Source organism: Cupriavidus sp. H39 (genome assembly GCF_050271075.1).
Lineage (GTDB): Bacteria > Pseudomonadota > Gammaproteobacteria > Burkholderiales > Burkholderiaceae > Cupriavidus > Cupriavidus necator_B.
Genome location: NZ_CP189848.1, coordinates 1,167,066 through 1,187,381, shown reverse-complemented (window position 1 = coordinate 1,187,381; position 20,316 = coordinate 1,167,066). Strand labels below are relative to the sequence as shown.

At 69.3% G+C, this 20,316-nt stretch carries 18 protein-coding genes; 8 read left to right on the top strand and 10 right to left on the bottom strand.

The annotated features are described in order from the left end of the window. Positions 1 to 47: 47 nt before the first annotated feature. Genes ACOCMH_RS20920 through ACOCMH_RS20905 form a run of 4 tightly spaced genes read right to left on the bottom strand, consistent with a single transcriptional unit; the run spans position 48 to position 3,239 of the window. Positions 48 to 1,025 (bottom strand): quinone oxidoreductase family protein, encoded by a 978-nt coding sequence (locus ACOCMH_RS20920; RefSeq protein ID WP_427312831.1) that lies wholly within the window; start codon positions 1,023 to 1,025, stop codon positions 48 to 50. A gap of 40 nt (positions 1,026 to 1,065) precedes the next feature. Beyond that, positions 1,066 to 1,458: a methylglyoxal synthase gene (locus ACOCMH_RS20915; protein ID WP_427312830.1), complete on the bottom strand. Its 393-nt coding sequence runs from the start codon at positions 1,456 to 1,458 to the stop codon at positions 1,066 to 1,068. 49 nt (positions 1,459 to 1,507) lie between these two features. Further along, positions 1,508 to 2,296: an SDR family oxidoreductase gene (locus ACOCMH_RS20910; RefSeq protein ID WP_427312829.1), complete on the bottom strand. Its 789-nt coding sequence runs from the start codon at positions 2,294 to 2,296 to the stop codon at positions 1,508 to 1,510. Between the two features lie 55 nt (positions 2,297 to 2,351). Continuing rightward, positions 2,352 to 3,239, bottom strand: a complete 888-nt coding sequence (locus ACOCMH_RS20905; protein ID WP_427313335.1) for a DMT family transporter — start codon at positions 3,237 to 3,239, stop codon at positions 2,352 to 2,354. 209 nt (positions 3,240 to 3,448) lie between these two features. Between ACOCMH_RS20905 and ACOCMH_RS20900 the strand changes: the two genes are divergently transcribed. Next, a complete protein-coding gene (locus ACOCMH_RS20900) occupies positions 3,449 to 3,925 on the top strand; it encodes a MarR family transcriptional regulator (RefSeq protein ID WP_171516353.1) in 477 nt (158 codons plus the stop codon). A 60-nt stretch (positions 3,926 to 3,985) separates the two neighbouring features. Here the strand turns inward: ACOCMH_RS20900 and ACOCMH_RS20895 are convergent, their stop codons facing one another. Beyond that, positions 3,986 to 6,274 carry a molybdopterin cofactor-binding domain-containing protein gene (locus tag ACOCMH_RS20895; protein ID WP_427312828.1) on the bottom strand — a complete coding sequence of 763 codons (2,289 nt, stop codon included), beginning with the start codon at positions 6,272 to 6,274 and terminating at the stop codon, positions 3,986 to 3,988. Positions 6,275 to 6,369: 95 nt separating this feature from the next. On the opposite strand from ACOCMH_RS20895, the gene ACOCMH_RS20890 reads away from it, so the two are divergent. Next, positions 6,370 to 7,125, top strand: coding sequence for a TetR/AcrR family transcriptional regulator (locus ACOCMH_RS20890; RefSeq protein ID WP_427312827.1), 756 nt, complete (start codon positions 6,370 to 6,372; stop codon positions 7,123 to 7,125). 27 nt (positions 7,126 to 7,152) lie between these two features. Here ACOCMH_RS20890 and ACOCMH_RS20885 read toward each other — a convergent pair whose 3' ends face one another. Genes ACOCMH_RS20885 through ACOCMH_RS20870 form a run of 4 tightly spaced genes read right to left on the bottom strand, consistent with a single transcriptional unit; the run spans position 7,153 to position 10,479 of the window. After that, positions 7,153 to 7,788: an N-carbamoylsarcosine amidohydrolase gene (locus tag ACOCMH_RS20885; protein WP_427312826.1), complete on the bottom strand. Its 636-nt coding sequence runs from the start codon at positions 7,786 to 7,788 to the stop codon at positions 7,153 to 7,155. Beyond that, on the bottom strand, positions 7,781 to 8,860 hold the full coding sequence (locus tag ACOCMH_RS20880) for a 2,5-dihydroxypyridine 5,6-dioxygenase (protein ID WP_427312825.1): 1,080 nt from the start codon (positions 8,858 to 8,860) through the stop codon (positions 7,781 to 7,783). The genes ACOCMH_RS20885 and ACOCMH_RS20880 overlap by 8 nt, the downstream gene beginning before the upstream one ends. A gap of 13 nt (positions 8,861 to 8,873) precedes the next feature. Further along, complete coding sequence (locus tag ACOCMH_RS20875; RefSeq protein ID WP_427312824.1) at positions 8,874 to 9,716, bottom strand: alpha/beta fold hydrolase; 843 nt, start codon at positions 9,714 to 9,716, stop codon at positions 8,874 to 8,876. Positions 9,717 to 9,726: 10 nt separating this feature from the next. Continuing rightward, the gene (locus ACOCMH_RS20870) at positions 9,727 to 10,479 is read right to left on the bottom strand and encodes a maleate cis-trans isomerase family protein (RefSeq protein ID WP_092308266.1); all 753 of its coding nucleotides are present in this window, start codon (positions 10,477 to 10,479) and stop codon (positions 9,727 to 9,729) included. 378 nt (positions 10,480 to 10,857) lie between these two features. Between ACOCMH_RS20870 and ACOCMH_RS20865 the strand changes: the two genes are divergently transcribed. From ACOCMH_RS20865 to ACOCMH_RS20840, 6 genes are all read left to right on the top strand, one after another. Further along, positions 10,858 to 12,018, top strand: a complete 1,161-nt coding sequence (locus ACOCMH_RS20865) for an FAD-dependent monooxygenase (protein ID WP_427312823.1) — start codon at positions 10,858 to 10,860, stop codon at positions 12,016 to 12,018. A gap of 89 nt (positions 12,019 to 12,107) precedes the next feature. Beyond that, a complete protein-coding gene (locus tag ACOCMH_RS20860) occupies positions 12,108 to 12,605 on the top strand; it encodes a (2Fe-2S)-binding protein (RefSeq protein ID WP_427312822.1) in 498 nt (165 codons plus the stop codon). Continuing rightward, on the top strand, positions 12,602 to 15,541 hold the full coding sequence (locus ACOCMH_RS20855; RefSeq protein ID WP_427312821.1) for a c-type cytochrome: 2,940 nt from the start codon (positions 12,602 to 12,604) through the stop codon (positions 15,539 to 15,541). The genes ACOCMH_RS20860 and ACOCMH_RS20855 overlap by 4 nt, the downstream gene beginning before the upstream one ends. A gap of 530 nt (positions 15,542 to 16,071) precedes the next feature. Then, positions 16,072 to 17,472 (top strand): MFS transporter, encoded by a 1,401-nt coding sequence (locus tag ACOCMH_RS20850; protein ID WP_427312820.1) that lies wholly within the window; start codon positions 16,072 to 16,074, stop codon positions 17,470 to 17,472. A 165-nt stretch (positions 17,473 to 17,637) separates the two neighbouring features. After that, a complete protein-coding gene (gene upp, locus ACOCMH_RS20845; RefSeq protein WP_012352165.1) occupies positions 17,638 to 18,288 on the top strand; it encodes a uracil phosphoribosyltransferase in 651 nt (216 codons plus the stop codon). A 127-nt stretch (positions 18,289 to 18,415) separates the two neighbouring features. Further along, positions 18,416 to 18,577, top strand: a complete 162-nt coding sequence (locus ACOCMH_RS20840; protein ID WP_171516363.1) for a DUF3149 domain-containing protein — start codon at positions 18,416 to 18,418, stop codon at positions 18,575 to 18,577. Positions 18,578 to 18,604: 27 nt separating this feature from the next. On the opposite strand, the gene ACOCMH_RS20835 is transcribed toward ACOCMH_RS20840, so the two are convergent. Then, positions 18,605 to 20,125 carry a helicase HerA-like C-terminal domain-containing protein gene (locus tag ACOCMH_RS20835; RefSeq protein WP_427312819.1) on the bottom strand — a complete coding sequence of 507 codons (1,521 nt, stop codon included), beginning with the start codon at positions 20,123 to 20,125 and terminating at the stop codon, positions 18,605 to 18,607. Between the last annotated feature and the right edge of the window lie 191 nt (positions 20,126 to 20,316).

Here is a 20,316-nt window from a genome sequence, read left to right as displayed (position 1 = left end):
AGCGGCACTTGCCGCTGCGGGGCTTTTGCTTGCCCGTGCCGCGTGGCTCAGTTCGGCAGCAGGATGGTCGAGCCGGTGGTCTTGCGCGATTCCAGGTCGCGGTGCGCCTGCGCCACCTCGGACAGCGCGTAGCGCTGGCGGATGTCGATCTTCACCTTGCCGGTGGTGACGGCGTCGAACAGGTCGGCCACCATCGGCTCGAGCAGTTCGCGGTGCACCACGTAGGTCATCAGCGTCGGCCGCGTCAGTCGCAGCGAACCCTTGTTGCCCAGCGCCGAAAGATCGAACGGCGGCACCGGGCCCGAGGCGTTGCCAAAGCTGACCATGGTGCCGCGCGGCGCCAGGCAGTCGAGCGAGCCGCGGAAAGTATCCGCGCCGATCGAGTCATAGACCGCGGGCACGCCCTTGCCGTTGGTGATCTCCCTGACCCGCTCGACGAACGACTCGCGCGTATAGACGATGGTGTGGGCGCAGCCGTTGGCGCGCGCCAGCTCGGCCTTCTCGTCGCTGCCGACGGTGCCGATCACAGTCACGCCGAGCGCCTTCAGCCACTGGCACGCGATCAGGCCGACGCCGCCGGCGGCCGCGTGCAGCAGCACGGTGTCGCCGGGCTGCACCTTGTAGCTGTCGCGGATCAGGTACTGCGCCGTCAGCCCTTGCAGCATCATCGCCGCGGCGGTGTCGAACGGAATCGCATCGGGCAGCCGCACCACGATATCGGCCGGCATCACGCGCACCTGTGCATAGGCGCCGGTGGGACGGCCGGCATAGGCGACGCGGTCGCCCACGGCTACGTGGCGCACGCCCTCGCCCACCGCCTCGACCACGCCGGCGCCTTCCATGCCCAGCCCGCCCGGCAGCGGCTGCTTGTACAGCCCGGTGCGGAAATAGACGTCGATATAGTTCAGGCCCACCGCCTCGTGGCGCACGCGCACTTCACCGGGGCCGGGGTCGCCCACCTGCACATCGACCCACTGCATGACTTCGGGACCGCCGGTTTGCTCGATCCGGATGGCTTTACTCATCTCTCGTCGCTCCTTGTTTTGGTGATGCATCGATGGGAATTCAGTTGCCGGCTTCAGCCTCGCGCGTCAGCCCCGCGAGCAGCAGTTCCGCGGTGGCGACGTTGGTCGCGCACGGCACGTTGTGCACGTCGCAGGCGCGCACCAGCGCGTTGATATCGGGTTCGTGCGGCTGCGGCGTCATCGGGTCGCGCAGAAACACCACCGCGCGCACGCGGCCTTCGGCCAGTTGCGCGCCGATCTGCAGGTCGCCGCCCCACGGGCCCGACAGCATGCGCGTGACGTCCAGGCCCACTTCGTCGATCAGGCGCCCGCCGGTGGTGCCGGTGGCAAGCAGTTCGCATTGCGACAGGAAGGCGCGGTGGCGCGTGGCGAAGGCGACGATGTCGTCCTTCTTGTGGTCATGGGCAATCAGCGCGATACGGGGCCGGGTCATCAGGGGGTTCCTGGTTGCGGAGTCGGGGGAACGTCAGGGAACTGCAGGATCAGAACGTGCCCGGAAAGGCGCCGCCGTCGAGCAGGATGTTCTGGCCGGTGATATAGCCGGCATGGCGGCTGCACAGGAAGGCGCAGGTGGCGCCGAACTCGGCCGGCTCGCCAAAGCGGCGCGACGGGTTCGCCGCGGCGCGGCGCTGCGCCACTTCCTCGACGCTCAGGCCGGCCTTCTTGGCGCCGCCTTCCATGGTCTTGAACAAACGGTCGGTATTGAACGGGCCGGGCAGCAGGTTGTTGATGGTCACGCCGTGCTGCGCCACTTCGCGCGCCACGCCGGCAACGAAGCCGGTCAGGCCGGAGCGCGCGCCATTGGACAGGCCCAGCACGTCGATCGGCGCCTTCACTGCGCCGCTGGTGATATTGATGATGCGGCCCCACTTGCGCGCGATCATGCCGTCGACCGTGGCCTTGATCAGCTCGATCGGGGTCAGCATGTTGGCGTCCAGCGCGGCCAGCCAGTCGCTGCGCTCCCAGTCGCGGAAGTTGCCCGGCGGCGGGCCGCCGGCGTTGTTGACCAGGATGTCGAGCTGGCCCAGCTTGGCTACGGCGTCCAGCGCCGCCTTGCGGCCTTCGGGCGTGGTGATGTCGGTTGCCACCGCGATCACGCGGCGGCCATGGCGCGCGCGCAGGTCGGCCGCGGCTTTTTCCAGTGCCTCGGCGCCGCGCGCCACGATCACCACGTCAACGCCCTCGGCGGCCAGCGCATCGGCGCAGGCGAAGCCCAGGCCCTTGCTGGCGCCGCATACCAGCGCATGCTTGCCGCGCAGTCCCAGATCCATGTGTTTCTCCCTTGTCTGTTGTCTTGGACGGGCCGGCCCCGGGGCCGGCCCGGAATCAGGTTCGTTTTGCCGACAGCAAATACATGCCGCCCATCACCAGCGCGCTGCCGGCCAGCTGCACGCCGCTGACGGGCTCGCCGAGCAGCCAGAAGGCGAGGAACAGCGTCGACACCGGCCCGATCATGCCGGCCTGCGACGCCATCGGCGCGCCGATACGCGACACCGCCACCATGGTCAGCGACACCGGCAGCACGGTGCAGAACACCGCATTGACGAGCGACAGCCACATCACCGGCGCCGGCTGCGCCAGTGCCGCCACCGGCCGGCCCAGCACCAGGTACTGGATCACGCAGCAGGCGGTCGATACGCACATGGCATATGCCACCAGCCGCAGCGAGCCGATGCGCCGCACCAGCTCGCCGCTCAGGATCAGGTAGATACCATAGGTGATGGCGCTGCCCAGCACCAGCGCGCCGCCCAGCCACACCTGGCTGCCGCTGACATCAAGGTCATGCGCGAACACCAGCACGATGCCGGCATAGGCCAGCAGCAGCGAGGTCCACTGGCGCGTGCCGATCGGCCGGCGGAACAGCAGCGCGGTGGCCAGTAGCACGAACGATGGCGTCAGGAACAGGATCAGCCGCTCCAGTCCGGCGGTGATGTACTGCAGGCCGATGAAGTCCAGGAAGCTGGACAGGTAGTAACCGATAAAACCGAGAAACACCACGCGGCCCCGGTCCGCCCACGACAGCGGCGCCAGCCGGCGCGACTGCCACCAGCCGATCGCCATGAACAGCGGCACCGCGAACAGCATGCGCAGCGTGATCACCATCACGGCATCGACGTTGTAGCGGTACATCAGCTTGGCGACGATCGCCTTGGCCGAAAACAGCACCGCGCCCACGGCGGCGATGACAAGCCCCGAGCGCTGCGGCGACGGCAGCGCGGCGGGCACGGCGAGAGACTTCTGGGAGGCGGGCACGAAAGAATACCGGGCGGGAAAGCGGGCCGGCACGGCGGCCCCGCAAAACGACCCGACGATTGTATTCGAAAAGAGGCGAGGGCATCGGACGCCGCCTCGGGGCGCGCGCCACCTGTTCTGCGACCTTCCTCGGTATACTCTGGGTCACCTTCAGCCACCGCACCTGTTTCGTGCCCCAGCCCGCCGACACGCCTTCCGGCAAGCCCGCCGCCGACTATGACTTCACCGAACAGGTGGGCCACCTGCTGCGGCGCGCCTACCAGCGCCATGTGGCGATCTTCCAGCAGACCATCCCGGATTCGCAGCTGACCGCGGCGCAGTTCGTGGTGCTGTGCGCGGTGCGGGACCGGCAGCCGTGTTCGATGAACGAAGTGGTGCGCGCCACCGCGATCGACCAGGCCACGGTGCGCGGCATCATCGACCGGCTGAAATCACGCAAGCTGATTGCCGTCTCGCACGATCCCAACGACCGGCGCAAGGTGGTGGTGACGGTCACGCCCGCCGGCCTGGCATTGATCGATGAGACCGTACCGTTCGCGAAAGAGATCTCGGAGCAGACCTTCGGCAACCTGAATCCGGCCGAGCGCGTGGCGGTGACTTACCTGCTGCGCAAGATGAGCGAGATTGACGAGGGGAATGGGGCGTAGCGCCCGCTGACACCGAGGCGGTTCTCCCCTCGCCCGCTTGCGGGAGAGGGGAGCACGCCGTCAGCCCTTGGTCGAGGACATCGTCGCCATCGCCGCCAGCACCGTCTCCGGTACGAAGGGTGGCCTGCGCAGCCGCACCCCCAGCGCATCGAACAGCGCATTGGCAATCGCCGGCGCGCCCGGCAGCGAGGCCGATTCGCCCGCGCCCAGCGGCGGCTCTGACTGGCGCGGCATCAGCACCACTTCGATCGGCGGGATTTCCGGGAAGGTCAGCAGCGGATAGCTGCCCCATTCGCGGCTGGCCACGCCGTCGGCATCGAAGCGGACCTGCTCCTTCAGCACGCGACTGAGGGTCTGCACCACATTGCCGTGGACCTGGTGGCGCACGCCGTCCGGATTGACGACCATGCCGGTGTCCTGCCCCACCACCACCTTGTCGATGGTGATGCGGCCCGTGCCTGCCTCCACGGTCAAGTCCACCACCCACGCGGCCCAGGCCGCGCCGAAGCCGGGAAAACGGCTGTGGATATAGCGCGCGTAGGCCACGCCCCGTCCGCGCAGCCGGCCGTCGGCATCCGGCGTGCCGCGCGATCCGGCCGCGCCGCGCTGCCACCCGGCCGCGTCGGCGACGGCACGCAGCAGCGCCGCGGCGCGCTCGTCCGGCAAATGCCGCAGGCGGAAATCCACGGGATCGGCGCCTGCCGCCAGCGCCAGCTCGTCGATCACGCACTCGTGCGCGAACGCATTGGGCAGCGCCGACACGCCGCGCAGCCACGACGCGCGCACGAGCGCCGGCGTGTCGTCGCAGCCGATGCGGCGCGCGGCATAGGCGTAAGGCGGCACGGCGGTGCGGTCGCCCATCTCGAGCGTGCGCGGGGCGTTGGGCACGGCACCGGTCAGCACCAGCGCCAGCGTGGGCGCGTCGTTGGACGGATAGCGGCTGGTGAAGTCATAGCCGAGCAGCGTGCCGTCGGCGCCGAGCGTGGCGCTGACATCCATCAGCTGGGCCGCGCCCTTGGGCTCCCACAAGTGTTCCTGTTCGCGCGACAGCTGCACGCGCACCGGCCGGCCCACGGCGCGCGACAGCAGCGCCGCGTCGGCGCAGACGTCGTCGGCGCAATTGCGTCCGTAGCAGCCGGCGGCCTCCATGCGCACGATCTCGATGCCGTCTTCGCCCAGCCCGCACAACCTGGCCAGGTCGATGCGCAGCATGTGCGGGTTCTGCGTGCCGGACCATACCGTCAGGCCTTCATCGTGCCAGTCGGCCACCGCGCAGGACGGGCCGATGGAAGCGTGCATCTGGTACGGCCACACATAGCGCCGCTGCAACACCGTGCCGGCGCCGTCCGCGGGCAGTTCGCCCTCGCGCAGCAGCTCGCGCCGCGTGGCCGGGTTGGCGCGCAGCGCCGGCTCCGGATCGTCCAGCGCGGGCAACGGCAGCACCGGCTTCCAGCGCACGCGCAGCCGGCGCGCGGCCTGCATCGCATATTCCTCGCGCTCGGCCACCACGCCGACAAAGTCGCCCTGCACCACCACCTCGACCAGGCCGGGCACGTCCCGCACGGACTCCCTGTCGACCTCGAGCAGGCTGTTGCCGACGAAGCCGCCGCTGTCGCGTCCCGCATACGGCGGGCGCACCACGCGGCCGTGCAGCATACCGGGCACGCGCACGTCGTGGACAAAGGTCAGTGCCCCGCATGCCTTGTCGGGGATATCGACGCGGCGCGCCGCGCGGCCGACGATGCGGTAGGCCTCGACCGGCTTGGTCGGCACGTCGTCGGCAAGCGGCAGCTCGACATGCTCGCCGGCAACCAGCGCGGCATAGCCGATGCCGGCCTGCGTGCCGGGCATGCGAAATACGCCGTCTTGCGCTTCCAGCACGGCGGCATCCACGCCGAGCTGCCGCGCGGCGCGGGCCTGCAGCCAGGCACGGGCCTGCGCCGCGGCGCGGCGCAGCGGCAATGCCGAAATCTGGATCGAGGCGCTGGCGATAGTCGGGCCCTGGTTGGGCGTGGCCTCGGTATGGCCCAGCACCATGCGCACTCGCGCCAGCGGCACATCGAGTTCTTCGGCGACAATCTGCGCCAGCGCCGTGCGGATGCCGGTGCCCAGGTCGACGTGCCCGTTGAAGGCCAGCACCTCGCCGCTGTCGCGCACGGCGATGAACAGGTCCGGCAGCGCCGGCACATAGTCCGACGCCGCGCCGGGCTGGCCCGGCGCGGGACGCGCGGCCGCCTGCGGGGCGCGCGTCACCAGCAGCACGCCGGTAGCCTGCAGCAGCGCCATGCGCAGCGCGCGCGGCGTGGCGGCGTCGGCCTGTGCCGGGGGTTGCAGCTGGGTTGCCGTCATCGTTCGCTTCTCTCCTTCACCGGCGGGCGCGCGGGGCCACCGCGCAGGCCGCCGTTATACTGCGAGCCAACAGGCACACAGCAGAACCATCCACCATGACCACCAAGACTGCGGCTGCGCCCGCCACCCGGCGGGCGGCGGCCGGCACCCGGGCCAGGCAAGCGCAGGACAGCCGCGAGCGCATCCTCAAGGCCGCCATCAAGGTCTTCGCCCAGCGCGGTTACGACGGCGGCCGCATCGAACGCATCTCGTCGCTGGCCAAGACCTATGACCGGATGATCTATTACTACTTCGGCAGCAAGGAAAAGCTGTTCGTCGAAGTGCTGGAGACCATCTACCTGCAGCTCAACCAGGCCGAGCAGCAGCTGGAGCATGAACTCGACGCCGCCGACCCCGTGCGCGCGCTGTCGCAGCTGATCGACTTTGTCTGGCAGTACTACCTGGACCACCCCGAGTTCGTCGCCATCCTGACCAGCGAGAATATGAGCCAGGGCAAGCACGCGAAGAAGTCGGTGCGGCTGCGCGAGATCTCCAGCTATGCGCTGTCGGTGCTCGACGGCATCCTCGCGCGCGGCAAGGCCACGGGTCTGTTCCGACCGGACGCGGGCGCGCGCGACGTCTATATGGTGATCGCTTCGCTTGGCTACTTTTACAACTCCAACCATCATACGCTCAGCGCCTTCCTGGGCGAGCCCATGATGAGCCCGCCCGCGCTGGCGCACTGGCGCGATGTGATCCAGCAGACCGTGCTGCGCGCGGTGGCCGTGCCCGGCGCCGTGCCGGAGGCGCAGGTGGCACCCGCCACCGCGCCGCGCAAGGCAGCACGCGGCAAGCGCGCAGCGGCGGGCTGAGGCTCGCCGACACCCCATCGCCGCGCGTCAGGCGACGGCGCGCACGCCTGCCACCTGCGCCAGCGCCTCGTCGCGCGCCAGCACCGTGGCGTACTTCTGCGCCATGTCGAACAGGTTGGCGTCATGCGGCCCCAGCGCGCGGTCACCCACGCAATCCGACACCACCAGCGGGCGGAAGCCCAGCGACATCGCATCGACCACGCTGGCGCGCACGCAGCCACTGGTCACGCAACCGGCCACCAGCAGCGTCTGCACGCCGCGCTGCGTCAGCCAGGCCGCCAGCGAGGTACCGAAGAAGGCCGACGGCACCGTCTTGCGCACCACCAGCTCCCCCGCGGCCGGCGCCAGTTCGGGCACGATCTGGCTGTTGTGGCCATCTTCCTTCAGCGTCAGCATGCCCGGCACCTTCAGCGTGAAGATGTTGTGGTCGCTGTCGTCGTCGGCGAACACGATGCGGCTGTGCGCCACCGGCCAGCCCTGCTCGCGCGCGGCGCGCAGCAGCGGCTGCGTATTGCGGATGGCCGCGGGAATATTGCCGCCGCCGAACACCGCCGGGTCGGCGAAGCCGTTGACGAAGTCGATGATCAGCAGCCCGTACGGCGCCTTCAACTCCATCGACGCGCCAAAGCCCTGGCGCTGGTAGGTCTGCACTGCGTCATCCATGGCGCGAATCCTTGTAGAGCGATGCGGCCGGAACGTGGTGCCCGTCCATCACCTTGCCGCGCACCACCACCGGCTCGCCGTCGAGGCTGACGGTGCAATGGCGCACGGGAATGTCGATATGGCAGGCGGTGGTGCGGCTGCCGCCGGCTTCGTTGTTGGGGCCGAACGAGCACAGGAAGTTGCCCTCGTAGGCGCGCGCATCCATGCCGATGGTGGCCTCGCGGTCATACATCGCCAGCGCCGACCAGCTCGCGCGCGGCTGCAGGCCCCAGCCGATATGCGACATCGCATACGCCTCGGGGTCGTTGAACGATGCCATGTAGTCGGCCAGCAGCTCGGCATCGACGCCGCCTTCGATGCGGCGCACGTACCCGGCCTCGACCGTGATGCGGATCGGCGCCTGGAGATAGGACTTCATCGGCAGCAGGATGTCGCCGCGGTCCAGCACGATGGTGCCGTCGGTGCCGCCCTCGTCCGGCCAGGTCAGCACGAAGCCGCTCGGCCAGTGGTCCCAGCGGCCAGGTTCGTCGACAAAGCCGTACTCGCTGATCGCCGGGAATTCGCCCAGGCGGCAGCGCAGGTCCATGCCGGCATCGGACACGATATGCATTTCGCGCGCCTTGCCGAGCCGTTCGGTGGCGGCCTTGGCCCGGGCGCGGTCGCCTTCGGTCGGCACCAGCCGCGCCAGCACTTCGGGCGGCTCCACCGCCAGCAGGATCTTTGTGCCGCCGGACAGGATCTCGTGCTGCTCCGGCGAAAACAGCAGCGTCATCAGGTCCAGCACCAGGTCGCTGGCCTTGAGCGCGGCAATCGCGGCCGGATTGCCGGTCAGCGGCGTGGTGCCCAGGTACGCCAGCGCGTCGCGGCTGAGCGCCTTCTCGCCGTTGACCGGCGGCAGGTCAAGCCGGTTGACGATGGCGCCCATCGACTGCGCCGCCACCATCGCCGTGCGCAGCGTCTGCGCATGCGTGGCCGCGCCGGTCAGCACGGTGACGGTCTGCCCCGGCTGCAGCTTCGACAGCGTCAGCACCTGCTGCCACGCCGCCGTCAGGTCGTAATCGCTTACGGGCATGTTCGCTCCAGTATCAGTTCAACGAGCAAGTCAGCGCCGCGCCGAGGAAGTCGCCGAAAGCGCGGTAGAAGCCCGGCTCGTCGTCCCACGGGATCATGTGGCCGGCATTGGCGACATGCGCGACCAGCAGCGCGGGCAGCAGCCTGCGCATTTCCTGCACGTCTTCCTCGCGGATCACGTCGCCGCGGCCCGCGGTCATCAGCAGCGCCGGCACGGCGACCTGCGGCAGGTCGCCGTGGATATCGTCTTCATGAAAGCCGTTGAAGCTGGCCAGGATCGCGCGCTCGTCACAGGTATGCAGCCATTGCGCGCGCAGGCGCAGCTGTTCTTCGGTCCAGGTCGGGCAGAAGCGGCGCATGCCTTCGGCATCGATGCCCAGCTGGGCCAGCCGGATCGAATCGATGTACCACGGCAGTTGCGCCGGATACGCGCGGCGGCCCGGGCCCGACACCGGCGGATCGACCAGCACCAGCCGGGTCAGGCCCGCGGGCTGGCTGCGCGCGGCGCGGATGCCGATGCGCGCGCCCATCGAATGGCCGACGATGGCATAGCGCCGCAGCCCGAGCGCTACGGCAAACGCCATCACGTCGGCCGCCTGCGCATCGAGGCTGTAGTCCAGCCCAGGCCCGGCCTGCGACAGGCCGCGGCCGCGCACGTCGAGCACATAGGTATCGAACTGCTGCCCGAACCGTTCGCCGACGAAGCCCCAGGTGACCGCCGGGCTGGTGATGCCTGGCACGATGATGACGGCATCGCGCTGCGCGCGCGCGCCCGCTTGCCCGCCATAGCGCAGGTAGTGCTGGCGGATGCCGTTGGCGTGGACGTTGGCGCCGTAGAGGAAGGTGCTGTCTGCCATGGCTTTCTCCTCAGTACGCGCCGGACAGCAATGCGCCGGCGCCAGGCACCACCGGCTCCAGCCCCAGGCGCTTGAGCAGCGCATAGGTGGTGGCAACGGCGGCGGTCACGACCGGCTTGCCGGTCATGGCCTCGACCTTGGCCACCGCCGGCAGCGACGGCATCTGCACGCAGGCGGACAGCACGATCACGTCGGCGTCGGCGGTGTTCATCTGCGCGACGATCCCGGGCAGCTTCGCCGGGTCATGGCGGCCGACTTCAAGGTTGTCGGGGATCTCCAGCGCGCGGTAGTCGACTACCTCGTAGCCTTCATTGCGGATGTAGTCCACCACCAGCTCGGTCAGCGGCTTCATGTACGGCGCCACCACCGCGATGCGCTTTGCGCCCATCACCTTGAGGGCATCGACCAGCGCGCCGGCGCTGGTGATCACCGGCGCATCGCCGCCGTTCTCGGCGGTATGCGCCTGCAGGCGCTGCTCGGAGACGCGGTGGTAGCCGTGGCCCATCGCCATGATGGCCACCAGGCACGCATAGCCCAGCACGTCGACGCGCGCGTCGCTCAGTTCCACCGCGCAGCGGTCGGATTCGGCATCCATGGCCGCGAGCTCTTCCTTGACCACCTTCTTCATCCGCATCCGGCTTGAGTGGAAGGTGAAGCGTTCCGGGCGCACCAGCTGGCGCGCGGCCAGCATCGCCGGGATCTCGGTTTCCATGGTGGTGTTGGAGCTCGGCACGATCTGGCCGATTCGGAAAACTTTCTGCACTGTCGACTCCGTCATCTGTTTGTCTGCCTCTGGGTTGCGCTCGGGTGGCGCGACCGGTGTATCCGCCTGCATTGGCCCCGCGGGCCTGCATGCTGCGGTTTATTGTAGTGTACACACTTTATATAGGCAAACAGATTCTATGCCTTCCCGGATGCGCTCGTTCAGTGCATGCTGAATTAATCAATCCCTGTTTTTGCGCATTATTTCAATGTTTTGATGCGCCTCGCCAAAGAGATTACAGTTCGACTAGGGTTTTCCATAGGTTTGGCAAGTTCCGCCTTTACCTTGATATTTTGAGTGTGTACACTCGTTTTCATCGGTCGGCCGGGTGGCCGGCCCAGCCCCCCTCGACCTTGTGTCATTGCCAGGAGAAATAACGTGCAAGGCAAACCGCGAATCGCAGTTGTCGGCGCCGGACTCGGAGGGACGGCCGCGGCCGCCCTGCTGCAGCGAGCCGGCTTCCAAGTCAGGCTGTATGAGCAGGCACCGGCGTTCTCGCGCCTGGGCGCGGGCATCCATGTCGGGCCCAATGTGATGAAGATCATGCGGCGCATCGGCATCGAGGACGCGCTCAACGACATGGGCTGCCACCCCGACTACTGGTACAGCCGCGACGGCCTCACCGGCGAGGTGATCGCGCAGATCCCGCTGGGCGACTATGCGGTGCGCCACTACGGCGCCAGCTACCTGACCGTGCACCGCGGCGACTTCCACAAGCTGCTGACCGACGCCGTCGCGCCCGGCACGCTGTTCTTCGACAAGAAACTCGAAAGCGTCACCGACCAGGGCGATGTGGTGCAGCTGCGCTTCACCGACGGCACGGTCGATGAGGCCGATATCGTGATCGGCGCCGACGGCGTCAATTCGCGCATCCGCGAGACCCTGCTGGGCGCCGAGCCGCCCAAGTACACCGGCTACGTGGCGCACCGCGCGGTGTTTCCGATCTCGCGGGTCAAGGGCTACACGCACGAACGCTGCACCAAGTGGTGGACCGATGACCGGCACATGATGGTCTACTTCGACACCAGCAAGCTCGACGAAATCTACTACGTCACCGGCGTGCCCGAGCCGGAATGGGACATGAGCAAGAGCTGGGTGCCGAGCAGCATCGAAGAAATGCGGGCGGCCTTCGACGGCTGGCACGCGGGCGTGCAATCGCTGATCGAGGGCACGGTCGAGGTCACCAAGTGGCCGCTGCTGGAGCGCGACCCGCTGCCGCTGTGGAGCCGGGGTCGCCTGGTGCTGCTGGGCGACGCCTGCCATCCGATGAAGCCGCACATGGCGCAGGGTGCCGCGATGGCGATCGAGGACGCCGCCATGCTCACGCGCTGCTTCACCGAAGCGGGCACCGACGACTACGTCAGTGCCTTCGCGCTGTACGAAGCCAACCGCGCCGAGCGCGCCGGCAAGGTGCAGCTGGTTTCGCACAACAACACCTGGCTGCGCAGCAACGAGAACCCGGACTGGTGTTTCGGCTACGATGTGTTCAACGTGCCGCTGGTGTCGGCCGGGAGCAAGCCGCTGTCCGTAGCCGCCTGATCGCCTGACCGCCCTGCCCGCCGCCGCCCCTCGCCAAGGAAGGGGCGCGGCGCCGCGATGCGTGATGTTCAAACCGCCCCCAGCCCCCGATGAACACGCCCCGCCCCCTGACCCTGCAGGTCAACCACGCCGAGCACACGCTCGAGGTGGCGCCTGACACGCCGCTGCTCTACATCCTGCGCAACGACCTGTGCTGCAACGGGCCCAAGTACGGTTGCGGCCTGGGACAGTGCGGCGCCTGCACGGTACTGGTGGACGGGCTGCCGGCGCGTTCCTGCGTGCTGCCGGTCAAGGCCGCCGTGGGCCACGCGGTGACCACCCTCGAGGGGCTGGGGACGGCGCAGCATCCGGACCCGGTACAGCAGGCCTTTATCGACGAGCAGGCCGCGCAATGCGGCTACTGCCTGAACGGCATGATCATGACCGCCAAGGCCCTGCTGGCACAGAACCCGGACCCCGACGAAGCCCAGATCCGCGAAGCCTTGCGCTTCAACCTGTGCCGTTGCGGCACGCATGTGGAAATCGTGCGCGCGGTCAGGCGTGCCGCGATGCTGCAGCGCCAGGCCGCGCAAGGGGCCGCGTCGTGAGCGCGGCCATCGTGCCCCAGGCAGCGCCGGCGACGGCGTTGGCCGCCGGCCTGCCGCCGCCCGCCGCCGATTGCCTGGTGGGCCATGTGCTGACGCCACCCGGCCTGCGCTGGATGGGCGGCGCACCGCTCGCGGCACGCCTGTTGCACGCCGATCGCGACGCCGCGCTGGCGCTGCCCGGCATTCGCGCGGTGGTGGTCCGCCACAGCTTTGCCGGCGTGGCCGCGGTGTCGGCCACACACGGTGCCGAGGCCGCCAGGGCACTGCGGGCGCGCTGGTCGGCCCCGCCCCGCGCCGAGGCGACACCCGCGGCAAGCCACACGCTGGCGCGGCGCGGCAATGGCGCCGACGCGCTCCGGCACACCGGCGCACGCCACACGCAGCACTACCAATGGCCGCTGGCAGGCAGCCGCGACGATGCCTGCTGCACCGCCGTCGCCGACTGGCGCGACGGCACGCTGACCGTATGGCTGCCCGCCACGCGGCCTGGCGCGCTGCGCGCCGAACTCGCGGCGCTGCTCGGGATCGCGCCAGCGCAGGTTCGGCTGATCTGCTGGCAAGCGCCCGACGACCACGCGGACCCCGCGCTGCTGGCGCCGCACGCCGCCGCCGACGCGGCACTGCTGGCCCACGCCACGGGGCAACCCGTGGCGCGCCGGCTGCGCGCCGCCGACGTAGGCCTGGCCGATGCCGCGCTCGATATCCGCATCGATACCGCGCGCACTGGCGCCACCGTCGACGCCTGCGCCGCAACCCTCGCGGGCGCCACGGTCCCGGCGTCGCCGCTCGCGCTGTGGCTGACGCAGACGCCGGCGCCGGTGACTGACCGCATCGATGCGGGCCATGCCGGCGACGCGGCACTGCCGCCCTATCGCATTCCCCATGCCGAACTGGCCGTGTCCGGCGATCCGGCCGCGTTCCAGGCCGCGCCGCTGATGGCAAACCGCGCGCAGGTGTTCGCACGGGAATCCCATCTGGACGAGCTGGCCGCGGCCGCGGACGCTGACCCGGTCGCGCTGCGGCTCGCGCTTCTGGACGACCCGCGCGCGACCGCGCTGGTGCGGCAGGTGGCCGAGCGCGCCGGCTGGAACCCGGCCGCGCCGCGCGCCAACCCCGCCGCCGGCAACGTGCAGCGCGGCCGCGGCTTTGCCTACGCCCACACCATCGACCACGATGCCGGCCAGAGCTGGTCGGCCTGGGTCGCGGAAGTCGAGGTCGACGGCACCACCGGCGAGCTCGCCGTCACGCGCGTCACGGTCGGCCATGACAGTGAATCGCTGCCACGGGCGCAAGCGCCCCGGCCGCAAGCCGTGGCCGCGCGCTCGATCGAGCAAGACGTGGCTGCCGCCGCGCTGCAGCTGACCGCCGCCACGCCGGCCTTCGACACCTGGCCCGCCGACGCGCGCCTTGCCGGCGAGACCTTGCCTGCGGTGGCGGCCCACGCCTTGCCGGAAGTGCGGCTGGCCGGCACGCTGGCCACGCACGATGCGCTGGCCGCCAGCCCCACCGACTCCCTGCCGGCCGCCGCCGCCGTGGCCAATGCGATCTTCGACGCCACCGGCGTGCGCCTGCGCACGCCGCCGTTCAGCGCCGACCGCATCCGCCTGGCGCTGGCAGAGGCCAGCCCGGGCAACCAGCGCAAGCAACGCGGCTGGATTGCCGCGGCCGCCGCCGTGGCGGCCGGCGTGTGCGCCACGCTGTGGCCGTGGCGCGCGCCGATCGCGCCGGTGGCGCCGCCCGAGCCCGGCTTCTATTCCGCCGCCACGCTCGAGCGCGGCCGGCTGGTGGCCGCCGCCGGCGACTGCGCGGTCTGCCATACCGCGCCAGGCGGCGCGAAGAATGCCGGCGGCCTGCCGCTGGAAACGCCCTTCGGCACGGTCTACAGCACCAACATCACGCCGGATGCGCAGACCGGCATCGGCACCTGGTCCTTCGCCGCGTTCGAGCGCGCCATGCGCGAAGGCATCCATCGCGACGGGCGGCGCCTGTATCCCGCGTTCCCGTACACCGCCTTCGCCAGGATCAGCGACGGCGACATGCAGGCGTTGTACGGGTACCTGATGTCGGCCGAGCCAATGAAATCCGCCGTGCCGCCGACGCAGCTCGCCTTCCCGTTCAACCTGCGCCCGCTGCTGGCCGGCTGGAACCTGCTGTTCCATCGCAATGAACGTTTCACGCCGGACCCGTCGCGCTCGGCGCAATGGAATCGCGGCGCCTACCTGGCCGAAGGGCTGGGCCACTGCAGCGCCTGCCATTCGCCGCGCAACGCGCTCGGCGCCGAGCAAGGCGGGCGCCGCTACCTGACCGGCGGCAGCGCCGAAGGCTGGGAAGCGCCGGCGCTGACCGCGCTGTCGCAGGCGCCGGTGCCGTGGACCGAGGCCGCGCTGTTCACCTACCTGCGCGGCGGCTATGCGCCGCACCATGGTGCCGCGGCCGGACCGATGGCGCCGGTGGTGGAGGAACTCGCGCAGCTGCCGGAAGCCGACGTGCGCGCGATCGCGCACTACGTGGCCTCGTTCGGCGCGCCCGCGCCGGCACCGTCGGTGCTGGCCGCGCAGGCGGCGCAGGCCGAACAACGCAGCGCGCAGGCCGCGCGCACGCTGGGCGGTCCCGCCGAACGCCTGTACCAGAGCGCCTGCGCGGTCTGCCACCAGTCGGACCAGGGCATCGCACAGTTCGGCGTAAAGCCATCGCTTGCGCTCAATACGAATTTGCACAGCAAGCTGCCGGACAACGTGATCCAGGTGCTGCTGCGCGGCATGCCGGCTCCGCCCAACAGCGAACTCGGTGCGATGCCGGCCTATGCCGACACGCTCGACGACCAGCAGATCGCGCAACTGGCGCAGTACCTGCGCGCGCGCTTTGCGCCCGACAAACCCGCCTGGCAGGACCTGGAGCACACCGTCGCGCGGCTGCGCGCGGCGCCTGCCCACTGAACCACAGCACCACCGCGCACGCTGCCAGCGGCGCCCTGCGCCTCGGCGCCGGGAGCATGGCACGGCCGTCGCTGTGCCAGGCAGGACCCGCGCGGGAAAACCCCGAGGAGAGAAACCGCAATTCGGCCTTGCCCGCCAGTTTCATGTAGCTTACGCTGAACGATCATGTAGTGCCCACTACATGAGTGCCAACGGGCACGCAGCGGTGCCTCCCCGCACAAGGACGGCGCGCCGCAAGCGGCGGACAAGAACACAACACCATAAGACCGGCCCTTTACATCACCGGACGCGCTGGCCCGGGGCTTGCATAGTCCCGCCAGACCAACCGGGAGACCGGGCCTGAACAAACCAAAGGTAGACAACCAGGAGTGACTATGTCGTATCAGTACCAGGAAGCTGTTGCAGGCGTGCTACCGGGTTAGTTCTAGCCTCGCCAGGTGGAAGCCATCGCCACGTCGGGATGCAACGCTGCCGTTGCCCCACGCGCGCTTCCAAGTTCAAGAACCCGCGTATAAAGACAGGTAGACAACATGTCGTCATCCATTTCATCCATGGCCACCACGACCATTCCGGACGCAACGCTAGGCTCTGCCCCGCAGCCCAGCGCGCGCGCAGCGTCGTCGCAACCCATCACGATCGAGCAAGGCATCCGCGCGGCCGGCGTCGGCCGGTTCCAGTATCGGCTCTTCGTCATATTCGGCCTGGTCTGGCTCGCCGACGCGATGCAGGTGCTGTCGATCGGCTTCACCGCGCCGTCGATTGCGGCGACCTTCGGCATCCCCGTGCCGACGGCGCTGCAGACCGGCACCATGTTCTTTGTCGGCATGCTGATCGGCGCGTTCGTCTTCGGCCGCCTGGCCGACCGCATCGGCCGCCGCCCGGTGCTGATGATGGCGGTAGTCATCGACGCCATCTGCGGCGTCGCCTCGGCCTTCGCGCCCGACTTCCAGTGGCTGCTGCTGCTGCGCTTCCTGACCGGCATCGGCGTCGGCGGCACCTTGCCGGTCGACTACACCATGATGGCCGAGTTCCTGCCTTCGGACCGGCGCGGCCGCTGGCTGGTGCTGCTGGAGTCGTTCTGGGCCGTCGGCACCATCCTGCTGGCTATCCTGGCATTGATCGCGGTGTCGCGCGGCGACGAGGCGTGGCGCCTGATCTTCCTGGTCACCGGCATCCCGGCGCTGGTCGGCGTGGTGTTCCGCTTCTTTGTTCCCGAGTCGCCGCTCTACCTGAACAAGGCGGGGCGCTCGGACGAGGCGCGCGCGGTGCTGCAGCGGGTGGCCGCGGCCAACCGCGTGTCGGTGGAGATCGGCGCGCTGCAGCCGCAGAAAATGGAGCGCAAATCGGTGTTTGCGCTGTTCGCGGCCGGCTGCCGGCGCCGCACCATCTGCCTGCTGGCCGCCTGGATGCTGATCTCGATCGCCTATTACGGGGTCTTCGTCTATCTGCCGGTGAAGCTGGCGGGCCAGGGCTTCGGCTTCATGCGCGGGCAGGTGTTCCTGATCGTGCTGGCGCTGGTGCAGTTGCCGGGCTTCGCGCTGGCGGCGCACGGCGTCGAGCGCTGGGGCCGCAAGCCGACCCTGATCGGCTTCCTGCTGCTTAGTGCGGCGGGCTGCATGCTCTATAGCCTGGGCCAGTCCCCGGCGCTGGTGATCGGCTCGACCCTGCTGATGAGCTTTTCGCTGCTCGGCACCTGGGGCGCACTGTACGCCTTCACGCCAGAGGTGTATCCGACCGACCTGCGCGCCAGCGGCATGGGCACCGCGGGCGCGATGGCGCGCTTTGGCGGCCTGTTCGCCCCGTCCATCGTCGCGCCGATCATGGCCAGCCAGTTCACGCTGGCGCTGGCGCTGCTTTCCTCGTTCCTTGCCGTCGCGGCGCTGGCCATCTTCATGGTCGACATCGAATCAAAGGACCGCGCGCTCGACTAGCGCAATGCGCCAGCGGCGGCGCCCGGCGGTCCGGGGCGCGCGCCGATGGCGCCGGCAGGGCGGCGCGCTTCCATTACAATCCGGCTGCAACGGCGCGGCGCGCGAGTCCAACCGGTTTCCCGCGCCCGCTTCACTCGCCATCCCGCCGAGCCCTCGCCGCCAGCCATGAAACAAGATCCGCGCTTTCCCAACCTGTTTATCCTCGACCACCCGCTGATCCAGCACAAGCTCTCGCACATGCGCGACAAGGAAACGTCGACGCGCACGTTCCGCGAACTGCTGCGCGAGATCACGCTGCTGATGGGCTACGAGATCACCCGCAACCTGCCGCTGACCACGCGCCGCATCGAAACGCCGCTGGTCGAGCTGGACGCGCCGGTGATCGCCGGCAAGAAGCTGACCATCGTGCCGGTGCTGCGCGCGGGCGTGGGCATGAGCGACGGACTGGTCGAGCTGATCCCGTCGGCACGTATCGGCCATATCGGCGTGTACCGCGACGAGCAGCATCGGCCGGTGGAATACCTGGTGCGCCTGCCGGCGCTGGAAGACCGCAGCTTCATCCTGTGCGACCCGATGGTAGCCACCGGCTATTCGGCCGCGCACGCGGTGGAAGTGCTCAAGCGCCGCGGCGTCAAGGACGAGGCCATCACCTTCGTCGCGCTGGTGGCGGCACCCGAGGGCGTTGAAGTGTTCCAGAAGGCGCATCCGGGCGTAAAGCTGTTCGTCGCCTCGCTCGACAGCCATCTGGATGCCGACGCGTATATCGTGCCCGGTCTGGGCGATGCCGGCGACCGGCTGTTCGGCACCAAGAACTGACCGCGCGAGAGCGGGCTGGCCGGCGCTTGACCGGCCTCAATAGCCCGCGCCGGCCGGATCCCTACACTGGCGGCACGCGCCGGCGAGCCCTCGCCGCGCGCCACTGCCAACGCAAAGGGAGCCGCGCATGGAAGCCTTCAAGATCCTGTTCAGTACCAGCACCGGGCTGATGAGCCTGGGCGTGATCGTCTTCATCATCGGCATGGGCTGGTTCTTCGCCCGCATGTTCGCGCGCAAGATGCGCGAGGATGCTGAAGCGGCCAAGGGGCGCGAGGCGGCACACGAATGAACCCCGCGGGGGTTGCTTGAACCGCCCTTACTTCTTTTTCCCCAGCAAACTCCCCAGCACCCCGCGAATCAGCTCGCGCCCGACCTGTGAGCCCACCGTGCGCGCGGCCGACTTGGCCATCGATTCCAGGATCGAATCGCCGCGGCCGCTCTTGCCGGTGCCCTTGGTCAGCGTGCCGAAGATTTCGCCGGCAGTGCCGAGCCAGCCGCTGTCCTGCTCGGCGGGCTGCCCGGCCGGCGCGCCGCCCGCGCCCTTGCCGCCATTCGCCACGGTCGGCACGCTGCCGCGCAGCTTTTCGTAGGCGGACTCGCGGTCGACGGTCTTCTCGTACGTGCCCGCCACCAGCGAGTTGGCGATCAGTTGCTTGCGTTCGTCCTCCGTCGCCGGGCCGATGCGGCTGCCAGGCGCCAGCACCCACGCTCGCTCGGTCACGCAGGGCGTGCCCTTGGCGTCCAGGAACGACACCAGCGCCTCGCCCACGCCCAGTTCGCCGATGGCAGTTTCCAGGTCCAGCTTCGGATTGGCGCGCATGGTGGTGGCCGCCACCTTGACCGCCTTCTGGTCGCGCGGGGTGAAGGCGCGCAGCGCATGCTGCACGCGGTTGCCCAGCTGGCCCAGCACGGTGTCGGGGATATCGACCGGGTTCTGCGTGACGAAGTACACGCCCACGCCCTTGGAGCGCACCAGCCGCACCACCTGCTCGATCTTGTCGAGCAGCGCCTTGGGCGCATCGTTGAACAGCAGGTGGGCCTCGTCGAAGAAGAACACCAGCTTGGGCTGGTCCAGGTCGCCGGCCTCGGGCAGCTTCTCGAACAGTTCGGACAGCATCCACAGCAGGAAGGTCGCGTACAGCCGCGGCGCGTTCATCAGCTTGTCGGCGGCCAGGATATTGACCACACCCTGGCCTTTCTCAGTCTGGATGAAGTCTTCCAGGTTCAGCATGGGCTCGCCGAAGAAGACGTCACCGCCCTGCGATTCCAGCGCGACCAGCCCGCGCTGAATCGCGCCGACCGAGGCAGCCGAGATGTTGCCGTATTCGGTGGTGAACTGCGCGGCGTTGTCGCCGACGTACTGCAGCATGGCGCGCAGGTCCTTGGCGTCGAGCAGCAGCAGGCCGTTGGCGTCGGCAATGCGGAACACCAGGTTCAGCACGCCCTGCTGGGTGTCGTTCAGTTCGAGCATGCGCGACAGCAGCAGTGGCCCCATGTGTGAGACCGTGGCGCGCACCGGGTGTCCCTTCTCGCCGAACACGTCCCACAACGTGGTGGGGCAGCCGCCCCACACCGGCTCGGGCAGGTTCAGGTCGGCCAGCCGTTGCTTGAGCTTGCCGGATGGCTGGCCCGCCTGCGAAATGCCGGTCAGGTCACCTTTGACGTCCGCCATGAACACCGGCACGCCCAGGCGCGAGAAGCCCTGCGCCAGCGTTTGCAGCGTAACGGTCTTGCCTGTGCCGGTGGCGCCGGTGATGAGTCCGTGCCGGTTGCCCATCTGCGGCAGCAGCACCAGTTCATGTTCGGCGTTCTTGGCGATGAGGATGGGGTCGGCCATGGTGTTCCTGGATTCCGTGAGGGGTCGGTCGGGTCTGGGCGGCGCAGGCAGGTCCGCGTGATAAAATCCTGGGCTGATTATAGCCAGCCGCCAGGCATATCCGTCACCTGGCGCGCGCTGCCCGCCCGCCTTGCTGAGGCGGCCCGGCGCGCCTGGCGACCCCGCACAACATCACCGCAGATCACCGCATT